We start from the raw sequence: 21,949 nt of genomic DNA on the forward strand, positions 1-21,949 counted from the left end.
TCTTCAAAGAAGCAGGAGAATTAAATGTCTGAATTGCTGCAAGGCAAGATCGCGGTCATCACCGGCGCCGCGTCCGGTATTGGCCTCGCCACCACCGAGGCGCTACTGGAAAACGGTGCAACCGTCGTCATGGTCGACTGGAACGAGAAAGCCCTGAATGAACTTGTCGGTAAACTCGGCAAGCGCGCCATCGCGCAGGTCACGAACCTTCTGGATGCAGACAGCTGCAATGCCATGATCCCGGAAATCCTTGAGAAGGTCGATCACATCGACATTCTCTACTGCAACGCAGGCACTTATATCGGTGGCGATCTCACCGAAACCACGCCGGAAGCCATCGACAAGATGTTGAACCTCAACGTCAATGCCGTGATGAAGAATGTACAGGCCGTCGTGCCGCACATGTCGGAGCGCAAGACCGGCGACATCATCGTCACCTGCTCGATCGCCGGACATTTCCCGACCTATTGGGAACCGGTCTATTCGGGTTCGAAATGGGCGATCACCAGCTTCGTGCAGGGCATGCGTCGCCAGATGATCCCGCATGGTGTGCGCGTCGCGCAGGTCTCTCCCGGCCCGGTCGTCTCGGCCCTTCTGGCAGACTGGCCGGAAGAAAATCTTCGCAACGCCAAGGAATCGGGTAGCCTCATCGACGCGAGTGAAGTGGCCGATGCGGTTGTTTACATGCTGACCCGCAAGCGCACCGTCACCATCCGCGACATGCTGGTGCTGCCCACCAACTTCGACCGCGTTTAAACTACACTCCCAAGGAGTATCGCAAATGGCTTCCTACCTGATTGGCGTCGATGTCGGTACCGGCTCTGCCCGTGCCGGTGTCTTTGATGTGGCGGGCAGGCTTCTCGCCACCGCCAAGCGCCCGATCACGATGCATCGTGAAGACGGCGGCATAGCCGAACAATCGAGTGGTGAGGTTTGGAAAGCCGTTTGCGACAGCGTGCGGGAAAGTGTCTCGCGCGCCGGCATAGATCCCGCAGCCGTGGTTGGCATCGGTTTCGATGCCACCTGCTCGCTCGTGGTGCGCGGGCCTGAGGATGAGACCCTTCCGGTCGGCGCGCCGGATCATCCAGAGCGCGATATCATCGTCTGGATGGATCACCGCGCCGTCGAACAGGCGGAGCGGATCAATGCGGGCGAACATGCCGTTCTGAAATATGTCGGTGGCCGGATTTCCCCGGAAATGCAGACGCCCAAGCTGCTCTGGCTTCGCGAAAACAGGCCGGATATCTATGCGCGCGCCGAGCACTTCTTTGACCTGACGGACTTCCTGACCTGGAAAGCCTCAGGCGCGCTCGATCGTTCCGCGTGCACGGTTACCTGCAAGTGGACTTATCTCGCCCATGAGGAACGTTGGGATGCGGAATATTTCACCCGCATCGGGCTTGGCGATCTGGCGGAGCAGGGATTCCGCCGTATCGGTGAAAGCGTCGTTCATCCAGGCACGGCGCTGGGTAATGGTTTGACCGATGAAGCCGCAAAAGCCATGGGGCTGGTTGCTGGAACCGCCGTTGCCGCCGGTCTGATCGATGCGCATGCCGGGGGTGTCGGCACGGTGGCTGCGGGCGGCGACGCTTCGCGGTGCCTCGGTTACGTCTTTGGTACCTCTTCCTGTACCATGACAACCACCTCGGAGCCGGCTTTCGTGCCGGGTGTTTGGGGTCCCTATTATTCCGCCATGGTTCCCGGCGCATGGCTCAATGAAGGCGGCCAATCCGCCGCCGGTGCGGCCATTGATTATCTGGTGCAATTGCACCCGGCATTTTCAGAGGCAAAGGCGCTTTCCGAAAAAGAAGGCAAGTCATTACCTGCATGGCTTGCCGACCGTGCACTGGCTTTGGCCACGTCTGCTTCCGCTGCCGTGAAGATTGCCGAGAATTTTCACGTGGTGCCGGAGTTCCTCGGCAACCGCGCGCCCTTCGCCGATCCTCATGCCCGTGCCGTCATTGCCGGTTACGGCACCGAGACGGGGGTGGATTCGCTTGTCGCGCTTTACGTGGCGGGGCTTCTCGGCCTCGGTTACGGGCTTCGCCAGATCATCGAGACGCAGGCGCGTCATGGCGCTCCCGTGGAAACGATCAGTGTCAGCGGCGGCGCGGGCGCGCATCCGCTTGCCAGACAATTGCTGGCGGATGCGACGGGGCTTTCGGTTGAACTCACTGAATGCGAGGAGCCGGTGCTTCTGGGATCGGCGATGCTCGGCGCGGTTGCTGCCAAGGCCTATCCCGACCTGATTTCCGCAATGCCCGCCATGTCGCGTATTGCCAAATATTCGGCACCGGACGCTGCATTCAGCCAAGTGCACCAGTCACGCTACGACGCGTTTCTGGCACTGCAGAATGCGGCGCGCGCCATTCGTTCCGCAAACCATTCCTGAAGCGCCACAAGCTTCCATCGTCCGGCCGTTTTGGCCGCAAAATAAAGAGGATTCCATGCAGTTTTCCGGAAAATCCGTCATCATCACCGGCGCAGGCAAGGGCATCGGCCGTGCCTGCGCTATCCTGATGGCCGCGCGCGGTGCTGAGGTCGTGGCAATCAGCCGGACCCAGTCCGATCTCGACAGCCTGAAAAGCGAAATCGGCGGACGCTCGATCCGTGTCGATCTCGCAGATGTGGCGTCGACGCGGGCCGCGATGGTCGAGGCGGGTCCATGCGATTTTCTCATCAACAGCGCCGGCATCAACGTGCTCGAAAGCGTGCTTGATATGAGCGACGAAGGTTATGAGGCTGTGCTCGGCATCAATCTGCGTGCAGCGCTCATTGCCTGTCAGGAATTCGCCCGCGCCCGCGTCGCAAAGGGTGGCGGTGGCGCAATCGTCAACATCACGTCAATTGCCGGTCATCGCGGTTTTCAGGATCATCTCTGCTACGCGGCCTCGAAAGCGGGGCTTGAAGGCGCAACCCGCGTTCTTGCCAAGGAACTCGGGCCGCACGGCATCCGTGTCAACGCCGTGGCGCCAACCATCACGCTCACTGAACTGGCTGCCGAAGCATGGAACGATCCGGCCAAGAGCGCACCGATGATGGTTCGCCATCCGCTGCAGCGCTTTGCCGAGGCCGAAGACGTGGCACAGAGCATCGCACTGCTTCTGTCAGATGATAGCAGCATGATTTCCGGCGCGGTGTTGCCCATCGATGGCGGGTTCCTTGCCGTCTGACGTTTAAGGGATGCGCGGGTGCAATGCATCGCCGCGCATACTGTTCCAGGACTGGATATCCGCTCAGGTCAGATCCGGATGTCTGCCAACCAGCTGGTTGCGTTTTGCTTGAAGAATTTCCTTCTGTTCATCAAGTTTGAGCAATTCGTCGTCTATCTCCTCGACGCTTTTCTCGATGTGCAGATATTGCTCTGCAAGAAGCGACTTCGCTTCCTTTCGGCTAGACGCATTCGGCGTGTCGCCATAAAGCGGCCGGTTGGCGGTTTCCTTGAGGAAAAATGTCGTCACAATGCCAAAGATGGCCGCGACCATGAGATAGTAGGCCGGCATATAGATATTTTCCGTTACCTCCACCAACCATGCGGTGAGTGTCGGCGTGAGCCCGGCAACGATGATCGAGATATTAAACGCGATAGCCAGCGCGCTGTAGCGGATGCGGGCCGGGAAAAGGGCCGGGAGGGTGGATGCCATGATCCCGATCAGGCAGTTAAGTGCGACCGCCAGGATGAGCAGGCCGAAGAAAATCTGAACAACCTGCCCGCTGGCGATGAGATGAAATGCCGGCAGTGAAAGAAACAGGATCGCCGTGCTGCCAACCGCCAGAAACGGCCTGCGTCCGATCCGGTCGCTCAAAAGCCCAATGGCGGGCTGGACGAACAGCATGCCAACCATAACCGCGATGATGATGAGGACGCCATGGTCCTCGCTGTAATTCAGCGTCTTCGACAGATATGTCGGCATGTAGGTGAGCAGCATGTAATAGGTGACGTTGGTCACGAGGACCATGCCTATGCATATTGCCAGCGAGCGGGAATGTTGGCTCACGATCTCGGCGATGGGAACCATGGGGCGCTCTTTCAGCGACTGCCGGTCTTCTTCTTCGGAGCGCTGCAGGCGTTCGGTGAAGGCTGGTGTTTCTTCTGCCGCGTGGCGCAGATAAAGCCCGATCAGCCCGAGCGGTGCCGCCAGAAAGAACGGAATGCGCCAGCCCCAGTCGAGGAACTTGGCTTCACCCATCGCGGTGCTGAGCAGCACGACGAGCCCCGCGCCAAGCACAAAGCCGGCGATGGAGCCGAAGTCGAGCCAGCTTCCAAGGTAACCGCGCTTCCGGTCAGGCGCGTATTCCGCCACGAAAATGGCCGCACCGGTATATTCGCCGCCAACGGAAAACCCCTGGGCAAGCTTGCATAACAGCAACAGAATGGGTGCCCATATGCCGATGGTGGCATAACCGGGGATGAGGCCGATACAGAAGGTGCTCGCGGCCATGATGATGATTGTCAGGGAGAGGACTTTTTGACGCCCGAATTTGTCGCCCATGGCGCCAAAAAATACGCCCCCCAATGGGCGGATGAGGAAGGGGACGGAGAAGGTTGCGAGCGCCGCCACCGTTTGAACGGCGGGTGACGCGTCAGGGAAGAAGACCTTGCCGACGGCATAGGCGACGAAGCCGTAAACTCCGAAGTCGAACCACTCCATCGCGTTACCGAGAGCGGCTGCCGTAACTGCTTTTTTGACCTTCTCGTCATCGATGACGGTGACGTCGTCGATGCTCAGCGGAGTGGCCTGTATCTGGTTGTTCAATCACTGTCCCCCTGAACTGCATTGCGCCCGAATTTTTTGAGCGCCATGAAAATGCTCGATACGCTTAAGCGTTCCATCGGTCGGCAGAACAATCGGGCCTTAGCTCATCTTATGGGGAGTATGGGCGGGGTCGCCCGAAAGGAGAAAAAAGAACGCCCGGCTGGTAGCCGGGCGTTTTTTAAAGATTAGTGGTGATGCTCAGGCATTTCCTTGAGCTGATCCTTGGTCCACGAGGTAATCGCGTGGACATCGCCGTCTTCATCGCGCATGAAATCGAGATCGCTGAGCGGTACTGCGACGGGCTTTGCGCCAATGCCGAGAAAGCCGCCGACGTCGATGATCGCGGTGCTTGCCGCGCCGACGCCATGGACGTGATCGACCTTGCCGACCTTGTGGTCATCTGCGCCATAAACTGTTGCACCTTCCAGAACCGACGGGGTCAGTTCGGTTTCAACGAGGCGTACGTGATTGGCATGATCCATTTTTCTTCCTCCTGCTTGGGTTGCGATATGGAAACTCCCGCAGTGCAAAACCGTTCCATCGCGTCTGGGGGATTTTGGGCTAAACCGGTTGTCTGAACGCTTAGGGGGCTGGTATGAACTCCAGCGGACCGCCCGCCGCAAAATCACGCTTGAAAAGATTGAACACGTGTGCAATATGAACGCGTGTTCAATCTTTTGAGAGATGGTTATTCCGCATGGACCTGATGCCTTATCCGGATACGTTGGCAGCCCGTGCCGAACTGTGCCGCAGCGTTATTCTTTCCGCCGGGGAACTGGTGCTGAAAGGCTTTCAGGGCGAGGCGACACGCAGCTTCTCGATGAAGGGCCCGCAGGACTTTCTGACGGTGACGGATGCAGCCTCCGAAGCGCATATTCGCGGCGCGATCTCGGCCTGCTTTCCTAAGGACAGTTTTTTCGGCGAGGAGGGCGGCGGTGTGATCGGTGATCGCGTCTGGGTCGTTGATCCCGTGGACGGCACCGCAAATTTCGCCCGCGGCATTCCGCACTTCTGCATCTCCATCGCCTATGTCGAAAACGGGCAAACCGAAATCGGCGCTATCTATAATCCGGCTCTGAATGAACTTTATTTCGCCCGACGCGGCGAGGGGGCAACGCGTAACGGGCAGCCGATCCAGGTTGCGCAGACGGAACGTTTCGATGCGGCCTCGATCGAAATGGGCTGGTCGACCCGTATCGCGAACGCCACCTATCTTGATGTCGTCAAGAACCTGCTCGATATGGGCACCAATGTGCGCCGCGCCGGTTCCGGTGCGCTGGCGCTTGCCTATGTGGCCGATGGCCGCTCCGATGCCTATCTCGAATTGCACATGAATTCATGGGATTGTCTTGCGGGACTGCTACTCGTCAGCGAAGCTGGCGGCGACGTCTGCCCTTTCCTGGAGATCGGTAGTCTTGAAGATGGCGGGCCGGTGCTGGCCGCAGCCAGCGGTGTTGCAAGCGGCGTCAGTCGGGCATCGAAGATACCTTTGGCAGAGCGGCAGCCTTCGGATCGGCAGCGGGCCGTATCGGCCTGAGTTTAGACGAGCGCCCGTCCGTGAAGGGTGCTTGGTGCATGTGGAGGAATGAGATGGATGGACCCGTTTATGCCCGGCCTGCGATCAGCCTGATTGCGGAAGGGCTCGGCCCGCGTAACGTTGCGCTCTATATCGGCGGCAGCGATGGTGCGAGCGACCTTGGGCTCCTTCACCGGCACGGCATTACCACCGTCGTCAACTGCGCCGTCAATCTGGATATCAATCTCGTGCAGGCGTCGGCGGAAGATGGCGACAGGTGCGCGGTGGGGTATGGCGACATCCGTTATTATAAGCTCGGTCTTATCGACGGCGAAGGCAGTCCGGACACGATGATGCTGGGGGCCTATTATATTCTCGACGGCGCATTGCGGCAGACCATGCCGAAGCGCGAAACCTATCCGTTCCCCGATGGCGGCAATGTGCTCGTCAATTGCCGCAGCGGCCGCAGCCGCTCGGTATCGCTGGTCGCGCTTTTCCTGCACAAGCAGCAGCCGCATCTTTACCCTAACCTCGACGATGCACTGGCTGTGATCCGCACGAAGCGGGAATTGCGGCCGGACGAATGGTTCGAGACACCGAAACCGATGCTTTATGCTGCTGCCCGCCGCGCTTCCGACTGGATCGATATGGTCGAAGGCAGAAAGACTGTCCAACCATGCTGAAACGCACGCTTCCTTCCGTCGCCGTCATTGCCGACGCCCATTTCCATGACACGGCGGCCGATTTCGGTTTTCCCGGAATAGAGGTCGATGGAGAACGCATCACCATGCGTAGCTGGTCGGATACACGCGAATCCACCCGTGTTTTCAACGAAAGCGCCGATGCGCTGCATGCTGCACTCGAAGAAGTGCGGCAGCGGGGCATTCGCCATGTGGTGCTGCTTGGCGACTATACCGACGACGGCCAGCGCGCGACATCCGAAACGCTGAAGGGTATTCTGGAGCGTCATCGTGATACCCATGGCACCGCCTTTTATGCGCTGCCCGGCAACCACGATATTTTCGGCCCGCGTGGCCGACATCATACCAAGGAGTTTCTAACGGAGAACGGCAAATGCCTTTCCGTTTCAAGCGATGCGCGGCGGGCCGGTGATCGGGTGGTGATCAGCGACCGGATGTATTGCGAAGGCTACCCCGTTGGCCTTGGCCCGATGGGGGCTTTCGGATATTTCCGCCAGCCGGACTATCTGCATTGGGAAACACCGTTCGGGCTTTCCGATGCGACGGAAGATCGTCTCTACGAGGTGCGTTCCCCCGATGGCACCAATATCTACTGGCTGATGGACGCATCTTATCTGGTTGAGCCGGAGCCGGGCCTCTGGCTGCTCATGATCGACGCCAATATTTTCGAACCGCTTGACGGCACTTTCGAGACGGGTGAGGAAGCGGCTTTCACCGACAGTACCTCTGGCGGCTGGAATGCGCTTTTGCGCTGCAAGCCCTTCATCATCGACTGGATTGCCGATGTGCGCAAAAGAGCGCAGGCGCTCGGCAAGACTTTGCTCGGCTTTTCGCACTATCCGGCGCTCGATCCCTTCGATGGCGCAAGCGGTGCCGAAAGTGCGCTGTTCGGCGAAACCAACGTGGTGCGTCGCACGCCGCGCAAGGCGGTTGAGGATGCGCTGGTTGAGGCCGGGTTCCAAGTCCATTTCAGCGGGCATCTGCATGTGGAAGGCGTAACCCGGCGTGGGGAAGGGGAAACCTCGCTCACCAATATCGCCGTGCCGTCTCTGGTTGCCTTTCCACCCGCCTTCAAGGTCGTCCATCCCCAGCAGCACGAGATTTCCATCGAGACGGTGGAAATGGCCGCGCTGCCGATTAACAGCCGCATTTGCCGGGGGTATGCGCAGGAAATGGCACTTGCGGGCGAGGATGAGGACCGCGCATTTGCGGCCGGCAATTATGGTGATTTCCTGCTTGGCCACAAACGCGCGCTTATCAGGCATCGTTATTTCACCAAGGAGTGGCCAGCCGGGATCGTGGCGGCGATTGCGGATAAAACCATATCCGAGGTTATCGGCCTGCTTGGTGAAAAAAGCCTTGCCTCGCATGATGCCGGGCTTTCCTCCGATCTGCCGATGTTCGAGCTTATTGCTGACTGGTATTGCCTGCGTCAGGGCGCGGGGCTGGCGCTTGTCCATATCGCGCCTCAACGGCTTTCCCTTTACCGGATGCTGGCGGAGCGGTTCGGCCGTGAGCCCGATCACCACGACGGTTCGGTTAAGAGTTTTATCGAAATCTTCTTCGGTGCCCTTGGGCTGTTTCTCGACCGTGCCGAAGGCGGTTTGCGGCATCTGGAGCTCCGTCTCACACCGCAACTCCAATCCGTTGCGGTGTGATCCGTAGGTTTTTTCGACGCAATCCACGATGTGAACGGGGCAGATCAACGTCCCCTCGGGGAAGAGTGGCGGCAAGCAGGACAGGCGAGGTGATCTAGTGGAATCGGTCGTTGTCAGCATCAATCTGTTCGGCGCGGTGGCGCTGCTGCTTTTCGGCCTTGGGCAGATCAAGGACGGAATGTCGCGTGCCTTCGGCGCCAAGCTTCGCATCGGGCTTGCCGCCGGTACACGGGGAGGGTTTCGCTCCTTCATCGCCGGTCTCGTGGCGACGATCGCCCTGCAGAGTTCGACAGCCACGGCGCTGATGGTTGCCTCCTTCGTTGAAAAAGACTTGATCGCACCGGCGATGGCGCAAATCGTGCTGCTCGGCGCGAATGTGGGTACTGCGACGACCGCGTGGATTGTCGCACTCGGTCTTGGCTGGCTGTCGCCGATGCTGATCCTTGCCGGTGTCATTCTATTGCGTGGAAAGTCGGTGCAGCGGCAGGGTGCGGGTGCTGCCCTTGCCGGTGTCGGCCTGATGCTGCTTTCCCTGCATCTTCTTTCCGCGGCGACGGATCCGATCCGGCAGTCGCCGGCGCTTAACCTCTTCATTTCCATGCTCGGCAATGCCTGGCCGGTCGCGTTGATCTTTTCCGCGGTGCTGGCCGTGCTGGCATCATCGAGCCTTGCCATCGTCGTCCTCATACTCTCGCTTGCGGCAAGCGGCGGCATTGAAACAAGCCTCGTTATCGTGCTGGTACTCGGCGCCAATCTCGGCGGCGCGGTTCCGCCGGTGCTGGCGACGTTGAAGGCGCCGGTCGCGGCGCGCCGGGTGGCGCTTGGCAACCTCATCGTCCGGACCACCGGCTGTGTCGCAGCCCTGCCTCTTGCCGGGTACGGCGCGGCACTGCTCGACATGTCGCCTTTCTCGCACGCCAATCTAGCGGTCGATGCGCATCTCCTTTTCAATCTTGCTGTTGCCGCGATCGCATGGCCGCTATCGCCGTTGTTGCTGCGGATGACGACCGCGCTGCTGCCGGAAAAAGAGGGAACCGAAAGCCGCCGCAGCTATCTCGACAGTCATGATCTGGGTCAACCGGTTGCGGCGCTTGCCGGTGCAAGCCGCGAGGTCATGCTGGTTGGTGACCTGATCGAGCGCATGCTGCGTCAGGCGAATGACGCCATGCGCGACAGCGATCTTTCCAAGCTCAATGATATCAGTACGCTGGAAGGCCGGGTCGACAGTATCCAGCATGCCATCAAGGTCTATGTCTCAAAGGTGGGCCAGGACGGTTTGTGCCAGAAGGATCAGCGACGTGCGATGGATATCGTTGAATATGCCATCAATCTCGAACATATCGGCGATATCATCGAGAAGGGCATCCGCCCGGAAATCGCCAAGAAGATCAATCTTGGTCTCAGGTTTTCCGATGATGGCAAAAGCGAGCTGGAACGTCTATTCTCCATCACGCTCGACAATATCCGCATGGCGCAATCCGTTTTCGCCACCCGCAATGCCGACCTTGCCCGTCGGCTGGTGGAGGTGAAGGAAGACGTGCGCCGGCTGGAAAAACAGTCATCGGAGCGACATCTCCAGCGCCTGCGCGACGGCCTGACCGACAGCATCCAGACAAGCTCAGTGCATCTCGACATGCTGCGCGATCTGAAGCGCATCAACGCCCATATCGCCGCCGTCGCACATCCGATCCTCGATGAAAGCGGTCTCCTGATCGAAAGCCGGATCAAGCAGGCGGGTTGAAGCCATGCCAGTAAAACGGCGCTGTGGTTTTTGCCCAGGAGTGCTCTTCTAGCGCGCGGTGATCCTTTCGACCATCTCAACGGGCACGACCTGAAGCCGGGTCTCGGGCTCGTCGCTGTCGAGGGCGGTCAGGACCTTCTCGGTCAGCGCGTCAAAGGATTGGGCAACGGTCGTCAGCTGATAGCTTTTCCAGCCCGCCTGCGGAATATCGTCGAAACCGACAATCGACAGGTCTTCAGGAATTCGGCGGCCCATCTCTAGCCTTGCTGCATCCATGAAGCCAAGTGCCAGCAGATCAGTCACGCAGAAGGCGCCGTCTATTGTCTTGTCCGTCAGCAACTCGCAGCCTGCCTGATAGCCGCTGTCATAACTCGTCGGACCGCCCGACCATGGAACGACCTCGATACCCTCGATGCTCATGCGCTGGGTGAAAGCGCCGGCGCGGCGCAGCTGTGCCGGTGTCTGGCTGCCGCTGGAAACGACCGCGACCTTCCGGCATTTTGCCGCCACAAGCCGCATGGCGGCGAGATCGGCGCCGTGGGAATCGTCGCTCAGCACCATGTTCGTATCGGTCCGGTCGAGGCGCTGGTTGATGAGGATGAGGCGCACGCCATTGGCAATGCATTCGTCGACGATAGATGCTGGCGGCTCGCCGGAGAGTACGACGATGGCCTGGGCGCGAAACTCGAAAAGCAGTTCGATCAGCGGCGCGATATCCTTGCGTGCATCGGCCGCATTCAGCAGCAGGCATTGCAAGCCGCGACGCAGAAGGCCGATGCTGAGGAGGTCGAGCTGTTTTGAAATAAACGGCGAGCTGAGATTGGCACCGACCACCCCGATGAGATTGGATCGGTCATTATTGAGGCCCTGGGCCAGACGGTTGACGCGGTAGCCAAGCTCATGCGCGGCTTTCAGCACCTTGCGCCGGACGGCCTTCGATACGCTGCCGCCGGGGGTGAATGTGCGCGAGACGGCGGAGCGCGAGACACCAGCCTTTTTCGCCACCTCTTCGGCCGTCACGAACCCTCTAGCCATTCAACTTCCCCGTTGCAAAACCTCATGTCTGATATCACAGGCCATAAGGGTCGACTATTCCAATCGAAATATTTCAGGTGCGAAGCGCTTTTGCTGATGGAAGGCGGTTCTCGCTTTCGCCGGCAAATATATCGTCCTTTCCATTTTCATTCTGCGGGAAAAAATGACTGCTTGTGCGTCGATAAAAAAATTTGCAAAACACGTTCAATAAAACCGTTTAAAAACAATGGCATATATCAATGATCACGTGTGCATTTTTTCGTTGACAAAATGCCGTTTAGGATGGATCATGCATTCCAAGGTTAAGCGCTATATGGAATATTTATTCCACGTTTTGCTTGCCGGCGATGTTTCCGGGAGGAGCTGGATCATCGTTGCTCGCGGGCCTGATGTGCCCGCTGCTGAAGCATTGACGCATTGCTCATGTTCGACGCACGCGCCGCCTGTTCCGCAGGTTGCGCGCAGGCAGATGCTTGCCGGCGTGTCGGAGCAATGTTGCGGCCATATGGGGAGGAATAATGGCTCTTTTAAGCGAATCAACGAAGGCGGAGGCACTGGGGCGTCCCCCGGCGACCGCGCCTTCGGCATGGCAGGCCTGGCGATATCGCCTCAAGGTCGCGCTCAGGGAGCCGACGACGCTCATCGGCGTGCTAACGGCGTTACTTTTCACCTATCTGATCGTCGTTCCGATCATCTCTATCGTTCTGGATGCCGTCCGTGTCCAGTTCGGCCACGAACGGCGTCTTGGCAAGGATGTCGGTGACCTCACGCTCTATTATCTCGACAGGGCGTTCTTCTCGCCCGTCGCAACGGATCTTTTCTGGCATCCGCTCTTCAACACGCTCACCGTCGCTTTGGGGGCGATTGCGCTTTCGCTTGTTATCGGCACGGTGCTTGCCTGGCTTATCAGCCGCACGGACATGTTCGGTCGCCGCTGGTTCGCGACCGCGCTGATCGTGCCCTACATGCTGCCCGCATGGACCTTCGCTCTCGCCTGGACGACGCTGTTCAAGAACCGCACCGTTGGCGGCCAACCCGGCTGGTTCGAGGCGATGGGCCTGACACCGCCGGACTGGGTGGCCTATGGGCGCTTCCCGATCACCATCATCCTTGCCCTGCATTACACACCTTTCGTTATCCTGCTGTTCGGCTCGGCGCTGCGCCGCTTCGACTCGCAGCTGGAGGATTCGGCCCGCATTCTCGGCGCTCATCGTTATCAGGTGGCTTTGCAGGTCATCCTGCCCTTGATGCGCCCGGCGCTGCTCTCTTCCATGGTGCTGATCTTTGCAAAGTGCCTTGGCGAATTCGGCGTACCCTATGTTCTCGGGCTTCCCGTGAAGTTCGAAGTCCTCTCGACATCGCTGTTCCGCAGCATCGCCTCGCGCCAGACCGGTGTTGCCGGCGTCGTTGCGGCCTCGATCATGCTCATCGGCATCATCACGCTGATGATCGATGCCCGCCTGGTTCGCGAAGCCCGCCGTTTCGTGACGATCGGCTCGAAGGGGTCGATGAACCGGCAAAGCCGCCTCGGCAAAATGCGTCTTCCGGCAACGGGCTTTGCGGCCGCTGTCTTCATTCTCAGCGTCGGCCTGCCTTTGCTCACCCTCGCTCTCTCGACCGTCATGAAGATGCCGGCCAAATTCACGTTCGACAATTTCACGCTCGATTACTGGATTGGCAGCAATCTCAACACGGTGGCCTTGCAGACCGGCGTTCTTTTAAGCCCCGATCTATGGGCAGCCGCGAAGAACACGATGATGATCGTTGGTCTTGCCTCGCTCACATCTGGCGTCCTCGGTCTTCTGGTCGGGTATGTCGTCATCCGCACGCCGGTGCGCGCCCTGTCGGTCTATCTGCGTCAGGTCACGTTCCTGCCCTATCTCGTGCCCGGCATCGCCTTTGCCGCCGCCTATCTCTCGCTGTTTGCGGTTCCACGCGGGCCGATGCCGGCGCTCTACGGCACGGTGACGATCCTTATCCTCGCACTGATTGCCGACCAGATGCCCTATGCCTCGCGCGCCGGTATCTCGGCCATGACACAGCTTGGAAAGGACCCGGAAGAGGCAGCACAGATTGCCGGTGCCGGTTGGTTCCGCCGCATGGTCTCGATCGTCATCCCGATCCAGAAGGGATCGCTGGTAACGGGGGTTCTCCTGCCCTTCATCTCGGGCATCAAGGGCTTGAGCCTGTTCGTGATACTCGCGGTGCCGAGCACGGATGTTCTGACCACCTATTCGCTGCGGTTGGTCGACTACCACTATACGCAGGCCGCAAACGCCGTGGTGCTGATCATCGCTGGCATTGCCTATTTCGGTACCCTGTTGGCCCAGAAGCTGACCCGCACAAATCTTGCAGAAGGACTTGGAAGCTGATGCCTACCATCAACCTGCGCGGGGCGCAGAAGAACTACGGCGTGAATTCCGCAAATGCGGTTTCCGATCTCGATCTCGAAATCCGCGACGGCGAATTCATGTGCCTGCTTGGCCCTTCCGGCTGCGGCAAGACCACGACGCTGCGCATGATCGCGGGTCTTGAAAACCTCTCCGGCGGTGAAATCCGTGTCGGCGACAGGGTGATAGATTCCGTCAATGACGGCATATTCGTGCCGCCGGAAAAGCGCGAAATGGGGCTCGTCTTCCAGAGCTACGCGCTCTGGCCACATCTGACCATCGAGCGCAACACCGATTTCGGCCTGCGCCTGCGCAAGCTGCCGAAAGCCGAGCGGGAGGCACGCGTCGAGCGCGTCATGCAGGCGCTCGACATTGCCAAGTACCGCGACCGTTATCCGTCACAGCTTTCCGGTGGGCAGCAGCAGCGTGTGGCGCTGGCCCGCATGCTTGCCGTCAATCCCGGCGTGCTGCTTCTGGATGAGCCGCTGTCCAACCTCGATGCCCGGCTGCGGCTGGAAATGCGCGCCGAGCTGAAGCGGCTGCACAAGGAGTTCAAGACCACCATCGTCTTCGTGACGCATGACCAGTGGGAGGCAATGACACTTGCAACGACAATCGCCGTCATGAACGAGGGCACGCTCCAGCAGATGGGTACGCCGAACGATATCTACGACCGTCCGGCCAACCGCTTCGTCGCCGAATTCGTCGGCAGTCCGCCGATCAATATTCTGACCTTCAGCCAGCCCGGCGTGTCTGATATCGCCGACAATGCGGAGGCTTATTTCGCAACGCGCTATCCGCAGTTGCGCGGCATCGCCTCGGTCGGCATGCGGCCGGAGGCGATGGGTTACACGGCAAGGTCTGAGGATGTGCCGCAGGGCAGCCTTTTCGGTGAAATGACGGTGACCGGCGTGCTTCCGACGGGCGGTAGCTGGATTCTCGAATTGAGGAGCGAGAACCACACGCTGTTCCTGACCACCCATGCCCTGCCGCGCGTCGATAGTGGCGACCGTGTGTTTTTCCACGTGCCTCCCGACGCCCTGCATGTGTTCGACGCAAAAGGGCAACGGATTACGGAAGCGGACGCCGTGCTGAGGAGCAGTAGCTACAACTGACAACGACGAAAAGACTGACAATCGCTTGCTGAAGGAGGAGCAGTATGAAGCGGAAAATGACGGGCGGCCTTAGCCGTCTCCTGTGTGCAACGGCAATTCTGGCAACGTTTGGCGGCGTGGCGAAGGCGGGGGAGCCTTTCGACCTCAACGCCCTGATCGAGGCTGCCAAAAAGGAAAAGCCGATCACCGTCTATGACAGCACGGGCAAAATCGTCGAAATGGCGAAGAATTTCGCCAAGAAGTATGGCGTGGGCGCGGAGGGTGCGAAGGTAAAGGCAACAGCGCAGCTGGAGATGGTCATCCGCGAGGCGCGGGCCAACAATATTCAGGGTGACGTCTCGATCATCAGCGATGCCCCGGCGGCGATGGCACAGCTTATTCCAATGGGCTTCGTCGAAAGCTGGTTGCCGCCGGATCTCGCTGGCAATATTCCGCCGGAATATCAGGATCCGCTGACCGTCGTCACCAGCGCCAATGTCTGGGCCTACAATACCGAGCTTTTCGACAAATGCCCGGTTTCCAATATCTGGGAACTGACCGACCCGAAGTGGAAGGGCAAGGTGGCGATGCAGGATCCGCTCGGCAAGGCATCCTATGTCGACTGGTTCAACCAGATGGCTAAGCATGGCGATGGGGAGGTGAAGGCGGCCTATAAGGCGCTTTACGGCAAGGATCTCGAGACCGCAGAGTCAAGCGCGACAGCGGCCTGGGTCAAGGCACTTGCCGCCAACGCGCCGCTGCTGACCGATGCCGATGCAGCGGCGGCGGAAGCCGTTGGCACGCCGGGCCAGAAGCAGCCCTTCATGGGCCTCATCAGCTCGGCGAAGTTTCGCGATAATGCCGACAAGGGCATGAAACTCGGCCTCTGCAAGGAGCTGAAGCCGTGGATCGGCTGGCTTTATCCAGGTGTCGGCCTGATCACCAAGGGTACGGATAGCCCCAATGCTGCAAAGCTGTTCATTCACTACGTCATGACTGCTGAAGGCATCGCGCCGCAGGCGATCGACGGCAAGATGTCCACCAACAAAGACGTGAAACTGCCCGCCGACGAACCTTCGGGTATCGGCGCCGTGCTCGACCGCGTTCTGCCCTACAGCATGGCCACCAGCCTGGAAGACTGGGATGCGCGCGAAACCTGGCAGGACTTCTGGCGGGTGAATTACAAGAAATAACGGGGGGACCGACACAGTGAATATCATGACCAAGAACCGATATGGTGGCGAGCGGCGGCGGATGGCGGCTTCAGCCCTTTCCCTCATCTTCTCGCTGGCGCTTGGCGGTGCTGCCCACGCGCAGGACGCCTTTAATCTCGATGCGCTCATCGACGCCGCGAAGAAGGAAAAACCGATCACCGTTTATGCGGTGACCGGCAAGATCGTCGACACCGCACAGGCCTTCACCGCCAAATATGGCGTGCAGGCAAGCGGCAAGAAAGTGAACGAGGCAACTCAGGTCGAGTTGATGATCCGCGAACATCGCGCCGGCAATGTCGTCGGCGATGTCAGCGTCGCAACGGATGTCGCCTCCGCCATGGGGGAACTTCTGCCGGAAGGCATTGCCACCAGCTGGTCGCCACCGGATATGGAAAGCGATATTCCGCAAAAGCTGCGCGATCCGCTCGTGGTCGTTTCGGATCCGCATGTGTGGACCTACAATACCGAGAAATACGACAAATGCCCGGTCACCAACATCTGGCAGCTGACGGAGTCGCGTTGGAAGGGCAAGCTTGCCATGCTCGATCTCTTCGACAAGCCGCTTTATGCCGACTGGTTCAACCAGATCGAAACCCATCATGATGCCGATGTCGCCAAGGCCTATGAGGAGCTTTACGGCAAGAAGCTGGAAACGGGTGAAAAAAGCGCGACGGCTGCCTGGGTGAAGGCCTTTGCCGAGAACGCTCCCCTGCTGACGGACTCGAGCACGGTTGCCGATGCGGCGGGCGCTCCGGGACAGACCGATCCCTTTTTCGTCATCACCTCGGCGGCGAAATACCGCGATAATGAGGCCAAGGGGCTGAAGCTCGGTCTTTGCAGCGGTGTCAAACCGTTTTCCGGGTTCCTCTATCCCGGCTTCGGCCTGATTGCCGGGCAGACCAAAAGCCCGAATGCTGCAAAGCTCTTCCTTCACTATCTGATGACGGAAGAGGGCATCGCGCCGCAGACGGTCGATGGCAAAATCTCCGGCAACACGAAAATCGGTCTGCCGGCGGACGAACCATCGCGGGTAGCCGATCATCTCGACGAGTTGATGGCCTTTGATGCCGCAACGGCGGCCGACGACCTCGACAAGCGCGAAGGCTGGCAGGATTTTTGGCGTGTGAACTACAAAAAATAACGGCAGGGCAGGCGCGAGCCTGCCTTGCCTCTTCCTTGGGAGGGGAACGATGAGAAGAAGCAGATTTTTACCGATGACGGCGATAGCCATCGCCGTTGCAGGCATATCCGCAATGGGGGCTGCAGCCGAAGAAACCTTCGATCTCGATGCGATCTTGGCGGCGGCGAAGCAGGAAAAGCCGATCAATATCTACGACAGCACCGGCAAGATCGTGGAGATGGCCGACAAGTTCAGCGCCAAATACGGGTTAAAGGCGACAGGCGTGAAGGTTTCCGCCAACAGCCAGCTGGAAATGATCATCCGTGAAAGCCAGTCCGGCAATGTGCAGGGCGACGTGGTGCTGATCACCGATGCGCCATCGGCGCTCGCGCAGCTTCTGCCGGCGGGTTTTGTCGAGAATTACCTGCCGGGCGACATGGTTGCGAAAATCCCGGCGCAGTTCCAGAACCCGCTGGCAATCTCCACCAACGCCAATGTCTGGGCTTACAATACGGAAGCCTATGATAAATGCCCGGTGACCAACATCTGGGAACTGACCGAGCCGAAATGGAAAGGCAAGGTCGCCATGGTCGATCCCTTGAGCAAGAGCACCTATACGGACTGGTTCAACCAGCTCGAAGCCCACGGCAACGAGAAGGTGGCGGCCGCCTACAAGGCCCATTTTGGCAAGGATATCGAAAAGGATGCGGCCGCAGCCTGGATCAAGGCGCTGGCGCAGAACGGCCCGCTTGCCACTGATGGCGATGACCCGGTGGCAGAGGCCGTCGGCGCACCCGGCCAGAAGCAGCCCTTCTTCGGCCTGCTCAGCTCTGCCAAGTTCCGCGACAATGCCGACAAGGGCTACAAGCTCGGCCTCTGCACTGGTCTCGATCCCTGGGTCGGCTGGACCTACATCAAGCTTGGGCTCATCGCCTCCAAGACCAAAAGTCCGAACATGGCGAAACTCTTCGTCCACTACATACTGACGGAAGAGGGCATCGCACCGCAGATGAAGGACGGCAAGCTGCCGACCAATATCGACATCAAGATGCCGGCTGACGAGCCGTCGGGGCTGATGAAGGTTGCCGACAGGCTGATGGGTTACGAGTCCGCCACCGGCCTCAACGATTTCGATCGTCGCGAGGAATGGCAGGATGTCTGGCGCGTCAACTACAGGAAATAATCCAGGCTGGCGCGGTCCTGCCGCGCCGGTCCCTCCTTTGCGAAAAAATAGACTGGATATGCCGATGCAAAGCCCTTCTTCGACTGAAAACAAATCTGGAAATGAGGAGGCGCTTTCCCGCTCGGTGCGGCTGATGAAAATCGCCGAAGCGGCGGCGCGTGCCGTGCGCGATCCGCTGCTGGTGGCATTCCGCTCTGATATGGCGGTGGATTACAAGGTCGATCTCCACGACATCGTCACCATTCACGACAAACGCGCCGAAGCCGCGATCCGCGCCGTCATTCTCGAACGGGAGCCGAATTCGGCGATCATGGGCGAAGAGGGTGGGCAGATCGGCAACGGCGAGGTGCAATGGTATGTCGATCCGATTGACGGCACGGCGAATTTTGCCCGTGGCCTTGCCTTCTGGTGCGTATCGATTGCCGCCGTCATCGGTGGGGAAGCCGTCGCCGGCGTGGTGTACGACCCCGTGACTGACCAGATGTTTTCCGCCGACCTCGAGGCTTCTTATCTCAATGGCGAAAGGCTACGCTCCCGCAGCGTTGCAGATGAAACCCGGGCGACGCTTATCACGGGCTATCCGGTCTCGCGCGATTTCCGGCTGGATGGGCGGGATGCGGCGCTTTCCAATTTCGGTGCGCTTGTCGAGACCTTCTCGACGCTGCGCCGGCCCGGTAGCGCTGCACTCAGCATCGCGCATGTGGCGGCTGGCTGGACAGATGCTGCTGCGGGCTTCGGCGTCAACGCCTGGGATGTGGCAGCAGCCATCCTCATTCTCAAGAATGCCGGGGGAACATACGAGCCGCTGACCTTGGGGAAGGTGGCGGAGGGGTCGGCCGATTTTCTCTGCCCCGGCTATATCGCTACGGGCGAGGGGGCTAATTACCAGACATTGCAGCGGGTGGCGCGATCCATATCCGCAAGCCGCATAGCCAGGGCAGCGATCCCGCCAAGCCAGACGGCTGCAAACGCCTGAACAAGCAAGGACATGACGGCCGCCACATCGGCGCCGATGGAGACAAGACATGCCGCAACCGGAAAAGACCCTATCTCGCGAACAGGAAACCGGCGAATTGCCGAAGCTCAGCCGCATCTATGAACGGCATCCTCTTTATGGCGTCGATCTCTTCATTTCAGGTAAGGAAGGCGCCAGCGATCTGAAGCTTCTGCGTGAAAACGGCATCACCACCGTCGTCAATTGCGCCGTCAATCTCGACTTCAACTTCGTGGAGCAGCCGCAGATCGTTTCCGATCATGAAGGCAGCGTCTATGGACCCGGCGAAATACGTTATTACAAGATCGGCCTGATCGACGGCGATGGAAATCCCGATACCCAGATGGTTGCGGCCCATTACATCCTGCGGGCGGCGCTCGAACAGATACTGCCCGACAAGCCGTCCTATCCCCGGCGCGAGCGCGGCAGCGTGCTGATCAATTGCCGCGGCGGCCGCTCGCGTTCCGTCGCCGTTGTTGCGCTCTTTCTGCATATGACGTTGCCGGTGGAATTCCCGACGCTCGACGATGCCATCAGCTTCGTACGCGTGAAGCGTGAGCTGCCTGAAAACGAATGGTACAAGGCGCCGAAACCGGTGCTTGCGGAAGCAGCCCGCCGCGCCGCCGGCTGGATTACCACGATCGATGCCGCCCACTAGAGCGGAGGACGGTTTTCACCGCTCGGCCGCTTCCTCGGTGATGCAAATGTGGAGACGTGCCGTGGCTTGCACGTCACGTCGCCATTTTGAAACGGGTTCGGGATTTTTCCAGCTCACGCCTCGGGAAGCGTGGTGTTCCAGACCCGGACCTTTTCGATGTTTCTGTCCGAGCAGGAAACGATCTCGAACTCGAACCCGTCGCCGGAAACACGTTCGCCGATCTCGGGAAGGCGATTGAGGCGCCAGAGGATGTAGCCGGCGACGGTGGAGTAACGATCGTCCTCGTCCACCAGATCGATATCCAGCAGATAGGATACCCGTCTCACGTCGACAGCGCCGTCCAGCAGCCAGGAACCGTCCTCTGCCCGTTCCGAAATCTGCGATTCCTCGCCTTCATCCGGAAATTCGCCGGCGATAGCCTCGAGAATGTCGGTAGGCGTCGTTATTCCCTGAAGCGTGCCGTATTCGTCGACGATGACGGCCATCTGGAGCGGGGATTTGCGCAGCTGCTCCATGACCTGCAACGCGGTGGCGCTTTCATGCACGACGAGGGGTTTGCGCAGCGAGCGCTCTAGGTTCAATTTGCCGTCATGCAGAAGATCGCGTAGCAAGTCCCTTGTTGCGGCGACACCGAGGAACGAATCCAGCTTGCCCTGCGCGAGCATCAGGCGGGAATGGTCGAGTTCCAGCAGGCGGTTCCTTAGCGTATCATGATCGGCGTCGACATCGAGCCAGTCGATTTCCGTCCGTGGCGTCATGATTGAGACAACGGGGCGCTCGGCAAGCGTAAGGACACCGCGGATCATGTCCTTTTCCTCGGATTTGAACAGGTCGCTTCGTGCCGCCTGTGCCGCGATGACGTCGGCTGTCTCGCCTAGGGACTGTTCTTCGCCGACACGGCCGCCCAGAAGCCGCAGAATGGCATCGGACGTCCGCTCGCGCATATCACCGGCGGTGATACGTCTTTCGCGATTGCGCCTGCCAATCTGGTTTGCCGCCTCGATGAGCACAGAAAAGCCGATTGCGGCATAGAGGTAACCCTTGGGAAGGTGGAAGCCGAAGCCTTCGACGATCAGGCTGAAGCCGATCATCAACAAGAAGCCGAGGCAGAGAATGACCACGGTGGGATGTTTCGACACGAAGCTCATCAGCGGCTTCGATGCTGCCATCATCACGGCCATGGCCACGCAGACGGCGGTAATCATCACCCAGAGATTGTTGACCATGCCGACGGCGGTGATGACGCTGTCGAGCGAGAACACGGCATCAAGCACCACGATCTGCACGATCACCTGCCAGAAGACGGCATGGACGACCTTGCCCTGTTTTGGCTTATGCGCGCCCTCCAACCGTTCGTGCAGTTCCATCGTTCCCTTGGCGAGCAGGAACGCACCACCGAGAATGAGGATGAGGTCGCGCCCGGAGAAGGAGAAGTCCGCGACCTGAAATAGCGGCCGCGTCAACGTCACGATCCATGAAATCGAAAACAGCAGCAGAATGCGCATGACAAGCGCCAGCGACAGACCGACGATCCGCGCCTTGTGGCGTTGATGCGGCGGCAGCTTGTCGGCGAGGATCGCGATGAAAACGAGGTTGTCGATGCCGAGGACGACTTCGAGGACGATAAGGGTAACGAGGCCGATCCAGATATTTGGATCTGCGAGGAATTCCATGGTCAGGGGCCTTTATGGGAACGGGCGCGAACGCAAAAAGCCCCGGACTGAACATCCGAGGTTGAAACCCGTTTCGTTGAAGAAAACAAGAAAGGACGAGGCTGGCTTCGCTTTACGCAAGCCAGCCTCGTTCGGTGTCGACTATCGTCGGTACTGTCGCCTTCGTCAGGCATATCGCGGAATTATCCCACTATCAGTCAATTCTTGTGCACGTG

At 59.4% G+C, this 21,949-nt stretch carries 18 protein-coding genes; 14 read left to right on the forward strand and 4 right to left on the reverse strand.

The genetic code is table 11. The annotated features are described in order from the left end of the window. Positions 1-24 precede the first annotated feature (24 nt). From J5276_RS21895 to J5276_RS21905, 3 genes are read left to right on the forward strand one after another with little or no spacing between them, the layout of a single operon-like run. Complete coding sequence (locus tag J5276_RS21895) at positions 25-756, forward strand: SDR family oxidoreductase (protein WP_065705768.1); 732 nt, start codon at positions 25-27, stop codon at positions 754-756. Positions 757-781: 25 nt separating this feature from the next. Further along, the gene (locus J5276_RS21900) at positions 782-2,392 is read left to right on the forward strand and encodes an FGGY-family carbohydrate kinase (RefSeq protein ID WP_013762242.1); all 1,611 of its coding nucleotides are present in this window, start codon (positions 782-784) and stop codon (positions 2,390-2,392) included. Positions 2,393-2,447: 55 nt separating this feature from the next. Next, complete coding sequence (locus J5276_RS21905) at positions 2,448-3,173, forward strand: SDR family oxidoreductase (protein ID WP_065705833.1); 726 nt, start codon at positions 2,448-2,450, stop codon at positions 3,171-3,173. A 63-nt stretch (positions 3,174-3,236) separates the two neighbouring features. Here J5276_RS21905 and proP read toward each other — a convergent pair whose 3' ends face one another. Beyond that, positions 3,237-4,757, reverse strand: a complete 1,521-nt coding sequence (proP, locus tag J5276_RS21910) for a glycine betaine/L-proline transporter ProP (protein ID WP_162995277.1) — start codon at positions 4,755-4,757, stop codon at positions 3,237-3,239. A gap of 185 nt (positions 4,758-4,942) precedes the next feature. Next, positions 4,943-5,239, reverse strand: coding sequence for a PRC-barrel domain-containing protein (locus J5276_RS21915; protein WP_003518197.1), 297 nt, complete (start codon positions 5,237-5,239; stop codon positions 4,943-4,945). 215 nt (positions 5,240-5,454) lie between these two features. On the opposite strand from J5276_RS21915, the gene J5276_RS21920 reads away from it, so the two are divergent. The 4 genes from J5276_RS21920 to J5276_RS21935 all read left to right on the forward strand — a co-directional run bounded on the left by J5276_RS21920 (position 5,455) and on the right by J5276_RS21935 (position 10,373). Continuing rightward, entirely contained in the window at positions 5,455-6,294 is an 840-nt protein-coding gene (locus J5276_RS21920) for an inositol monophosphatase family protein (RefSeq protein WP_019566887.1), read from the forward strand. A gap of 53 nt (positions 6,295-6,347) precedes the next feature. Continuing rightward, a complete protein-coding gene (locus J5276_RS21925; protein ID WP_019566888.1) occupies positions 6,348-6,956 on the forward strand; it encodes a dual specificity protein phosphatase in 609 nt (202 codons plus the stop codon). Next, positions 6,950-8,632, forward strand: coding sequence for a metallophosphoesterase (locus J5276_RS21930; protein WP_065705772.1), 1,683 nt, complete (start codon positions 6,950-6,952; stop codon positions 8,630-8,632). The genes J5276_RS21925 and J5276_RS21930 overlap by 7 nt, the downstream gene beginning before the upstream one ends. Before the next feature lie 97 nt (positions 8,633-8,729). Next, positions 8,730-10,373, forward strand: coding sequence for a Na/Pi cotransporter family protein (locus J5276_RS21935; RefSeq protein ID WP_065705774.1), 1,644 nt, complete (start codon positions 8,730-8,732; stop codon positions 10,371-10,373). A gap of 48 nt (positions 10,374-10,421) precedes the next feature. Here the strand turns inward: J5276_RS21935 and J5276_RS21940 are convergent, their stop codons facing one another. After that, complete coding sequence (locus J5276_RS21940; RefSeq protein WP_003518188.1) at positions 10,422-11,408, reverse strand: LacI family DNA-binding transcriptional regulator; 987 nt, start codon at positions 11,406-11,408, stop codon at positions 10,422-10,424. A 518-nt stretch (positions 11,409-11,926) separates the two neighbouring features. Between J5276_RS21940 and J5276_RS21945 the strand changes: the two genes are divergently transcribed. The 7 genes from J5276_RS21945 (at position 11,927) to J5276_RS21975 (ending at position 20,061) form a co-directional block, all read left to right on the forward strand. Next, positions 11,927-13,780, forward strand: coding sequence for an iron ABC transporter permease (locus J5276_RS21945; RefSeq protein WP_003518186.1), 1,854 nt, complete (start codon positions 11,927-11,929; stop codon positions 13,778-13,780). Next, positions 13,780-14,913 (forward strand): ABC transporter ATP-binding protein, encoded by a 1,134-nt coding sequence (locus J5276_RS21950; RefSeq protein ID WP_174012291.1) that lies wholly within the window; start codon positions 13,780-13,782, stop codon positions 14,911-14,913. The genes J5276_RS21945 and J5276_RS21950 overlap by 1 nt, the downstream gene beginning before the upstream one ends. Before the next feature lie 44 nt (positions 14,914-14,957). Further along, the gene (locus tag J5276_RS21955; RefSeq protein WP_019566893.1) at positions 14,958-16,085 is read left to right on the forward strand and encodes an ABC transporter substrate-binding protein; all 1,128 of its coding nucleotides are present in this window, start codon (positions 14,958-14,960) and stop codon (positions 16,083-16,085) included. A gap of 61 nt (positions 16,086-16,146) precedes the next feature. Beyond that, a complete protein-coding gene (locus J5276_RS21960) occupies positions 16,147-17,247 on the forward strand; it encodes an ABC transporter substrate-binding protein (protein ID WP_209159657.1) in 1,101 nt (366 codons plus the stop codon). 73 nt (positions 17,248-17,320) lie between these two features. Then, the gene (locus J5276_RS21965; protein WP_035200115.1) at positions 17,321-18,409 is read left to right on the forward strand and encodes an ABC transporter substrate-binding protein; all 1,089 of its coding nucleotides are present in this window, start codon (positions 17,321-17,323) and stop codon (positions 18,407-18,409) included. Between the two features lie 58 nt (positions 18,410-18,467). Further along, entirely contained in the window at positions 18,468-19,385 is a 918-nt protein-coding gene (locus J5276_RS21970) for an inositol monophosphatase (RefSeq protein WP_035252692.1), read from the forward strand. A gap of 49 nt (positions 19,386-19,434) precedes the next feature. Then, entirely contained in the window at positions 19,435-20,061 is a 627-nt protein-coding gene (locus J5276_RS21975) for a dual specificity protein phosphatase (RefSeq protein ID WP_013762253.1), read from the forward strand. 113 nt (positions 20,062-20,174) lie between these two features. On the opposite strand, the gene J5276_RS21980 is transcribed toward J5276_RS21975, so the two are convergent. Beyond that, the gene (locus tag J5276_RS21980; protein WP_038494886.1) at positions 20,175-21,734 is read right to left on the reverse strand and encodes a TerC family protein; all 1,560 of its coding nucleotides are present in this window, start codon (positions 21,732-21,734) and stop codon (positions 20,175-20,177) included. Between the last annotated feature and the right edge of the window lie 215 nt (positions 21,735-21,949).

Origin of the sequence: Agrobacterium sp. S7/73 (assembly GCF_019355535.1) — a bacterium.
In the GTDB taxonomy this organism is placed as follows: domain Bacteria; phylum Pseudomonadota; class Alphaproteobacteria; order Rhizobiales; family Rhizobiaceae; genus Agrobacterium; species Agrobacterium tumefaciens.

Excerpts from the sequence above, each read along its gene's own strand:
- J5276_RS21895 (WP_065705768.1), top strand. The coding sequence starts at position 25 with ATGTCTGAATTGCTGCAAGGCAAGATCGCGGTCATCACCGGCGCCGCG.
- J5276_RS21900 (WP_013762242.1), top strand. The coding sequence starts at position 782 with ATGGCTTCCTACCTGATTGGCGTCGATGTCGGTACCGGCTCTGCCCGT.
- J5276_RS21905 (WP_065705833.1), top strand. The coding sequence starts at position 2,448 with ATGCAGTTTTCCGGAAAATCCGTCATCATCACCGGCGCAGGCAAGGGC.
- J5276_RS21915 (WP_003518197.1), bottom strand. The coding sequence starts at position 5,239 with ATGGATCATGCCAATCACGTACGCCTCGTTGAAACCGAACTGACCCCG.
- J5276_RS21920 (WP_019566887.1), top strand. The coding sequence starts at position 5,455 with ATGGACCTGATGCCTTATCCGGATACGTTGGCAGCCCGTGCCGAACTG.
- J5276_RS21925 (WP_019566888.1), top strand. The coding sequence starts at position 6,348 with ATGGATGGACCCGTTTATGCCCGGCCTGCGATCAGCCTGATTGCGGAA.
- J5276_RS21930 (WP_065705772.1), top strand. The coding sequence starts at position 6,950 with ATGCTGAAACGCACGCTTCCTTCCGTCGCCGTCATTGCCGACGCCCAT.
- J5276_RS21940 (WP_003518188.1), bottom strand. The coding sequence starts at position 11,408 with ATGGCTAGAGGGTTCGTGACGGCCGAAGAGGTGGCGAAAAAGGCTGGT.
- J5276_RS21945 (WP_003518186.1), top strand. The coding sequence starts at position 11,927 with ATGGCTCTTTTAAGCGAATCAACGAAGGCGGAGGCACTGGGGCGTCCC.
- J5276_RS21950 (WP_174012291.1), top strand. The coding sequence starts at position 13,780 with ATGCCTACCATCAACCTGCGCGGGGCGCAGAAGAACTACGGCGTGAAT.
- J5276_RS21955 (WP_019566893.1), top strand. The coding sequence starts at position 14,958 with ATGAAGCGGAAAATGACGGGCGGCCTTAGCCGTCTCCTGTGTGCAACG.
- J5276_RS21960 (WP_209159657.1), top strand. The coding sequence starts at position 16,147 with ATGGCGGCTTCAGCCCTTTCCCTCATCTTCTCGCTGGCGCTTGGCGGT.
- J5276_RS21965 (WP_035200115.1), top strand. The coding sequence starts at position 17,321 with ATGACGGCGATAGCCATCGCCGTTGCAGGCATATCCGCAATGGGGGCT.
- J5276_RS21970 (WP_035252692.1), top strand. The coding sequence starts at position 18,468 with ATGCCGATGCAAAGCCCTTCTTCGACTGAAAACAAATCTGGAAATGAG.
- J5276_RS21975 (WP_013762253.1), top strand. The coding sequence starts at position 19,435 with ATGCCGCAACCGGAAAAGACCCTATCTCGCGAACAGGAAACCGGCGAA.
- J5276_RS21980 (WP_038494886.1), bottom strand. The coding sequence starts at position 21,734 with ATGGAATTCCTCGCAGATCCAAATATCTGGATCGGCCTCGTTACCCTT.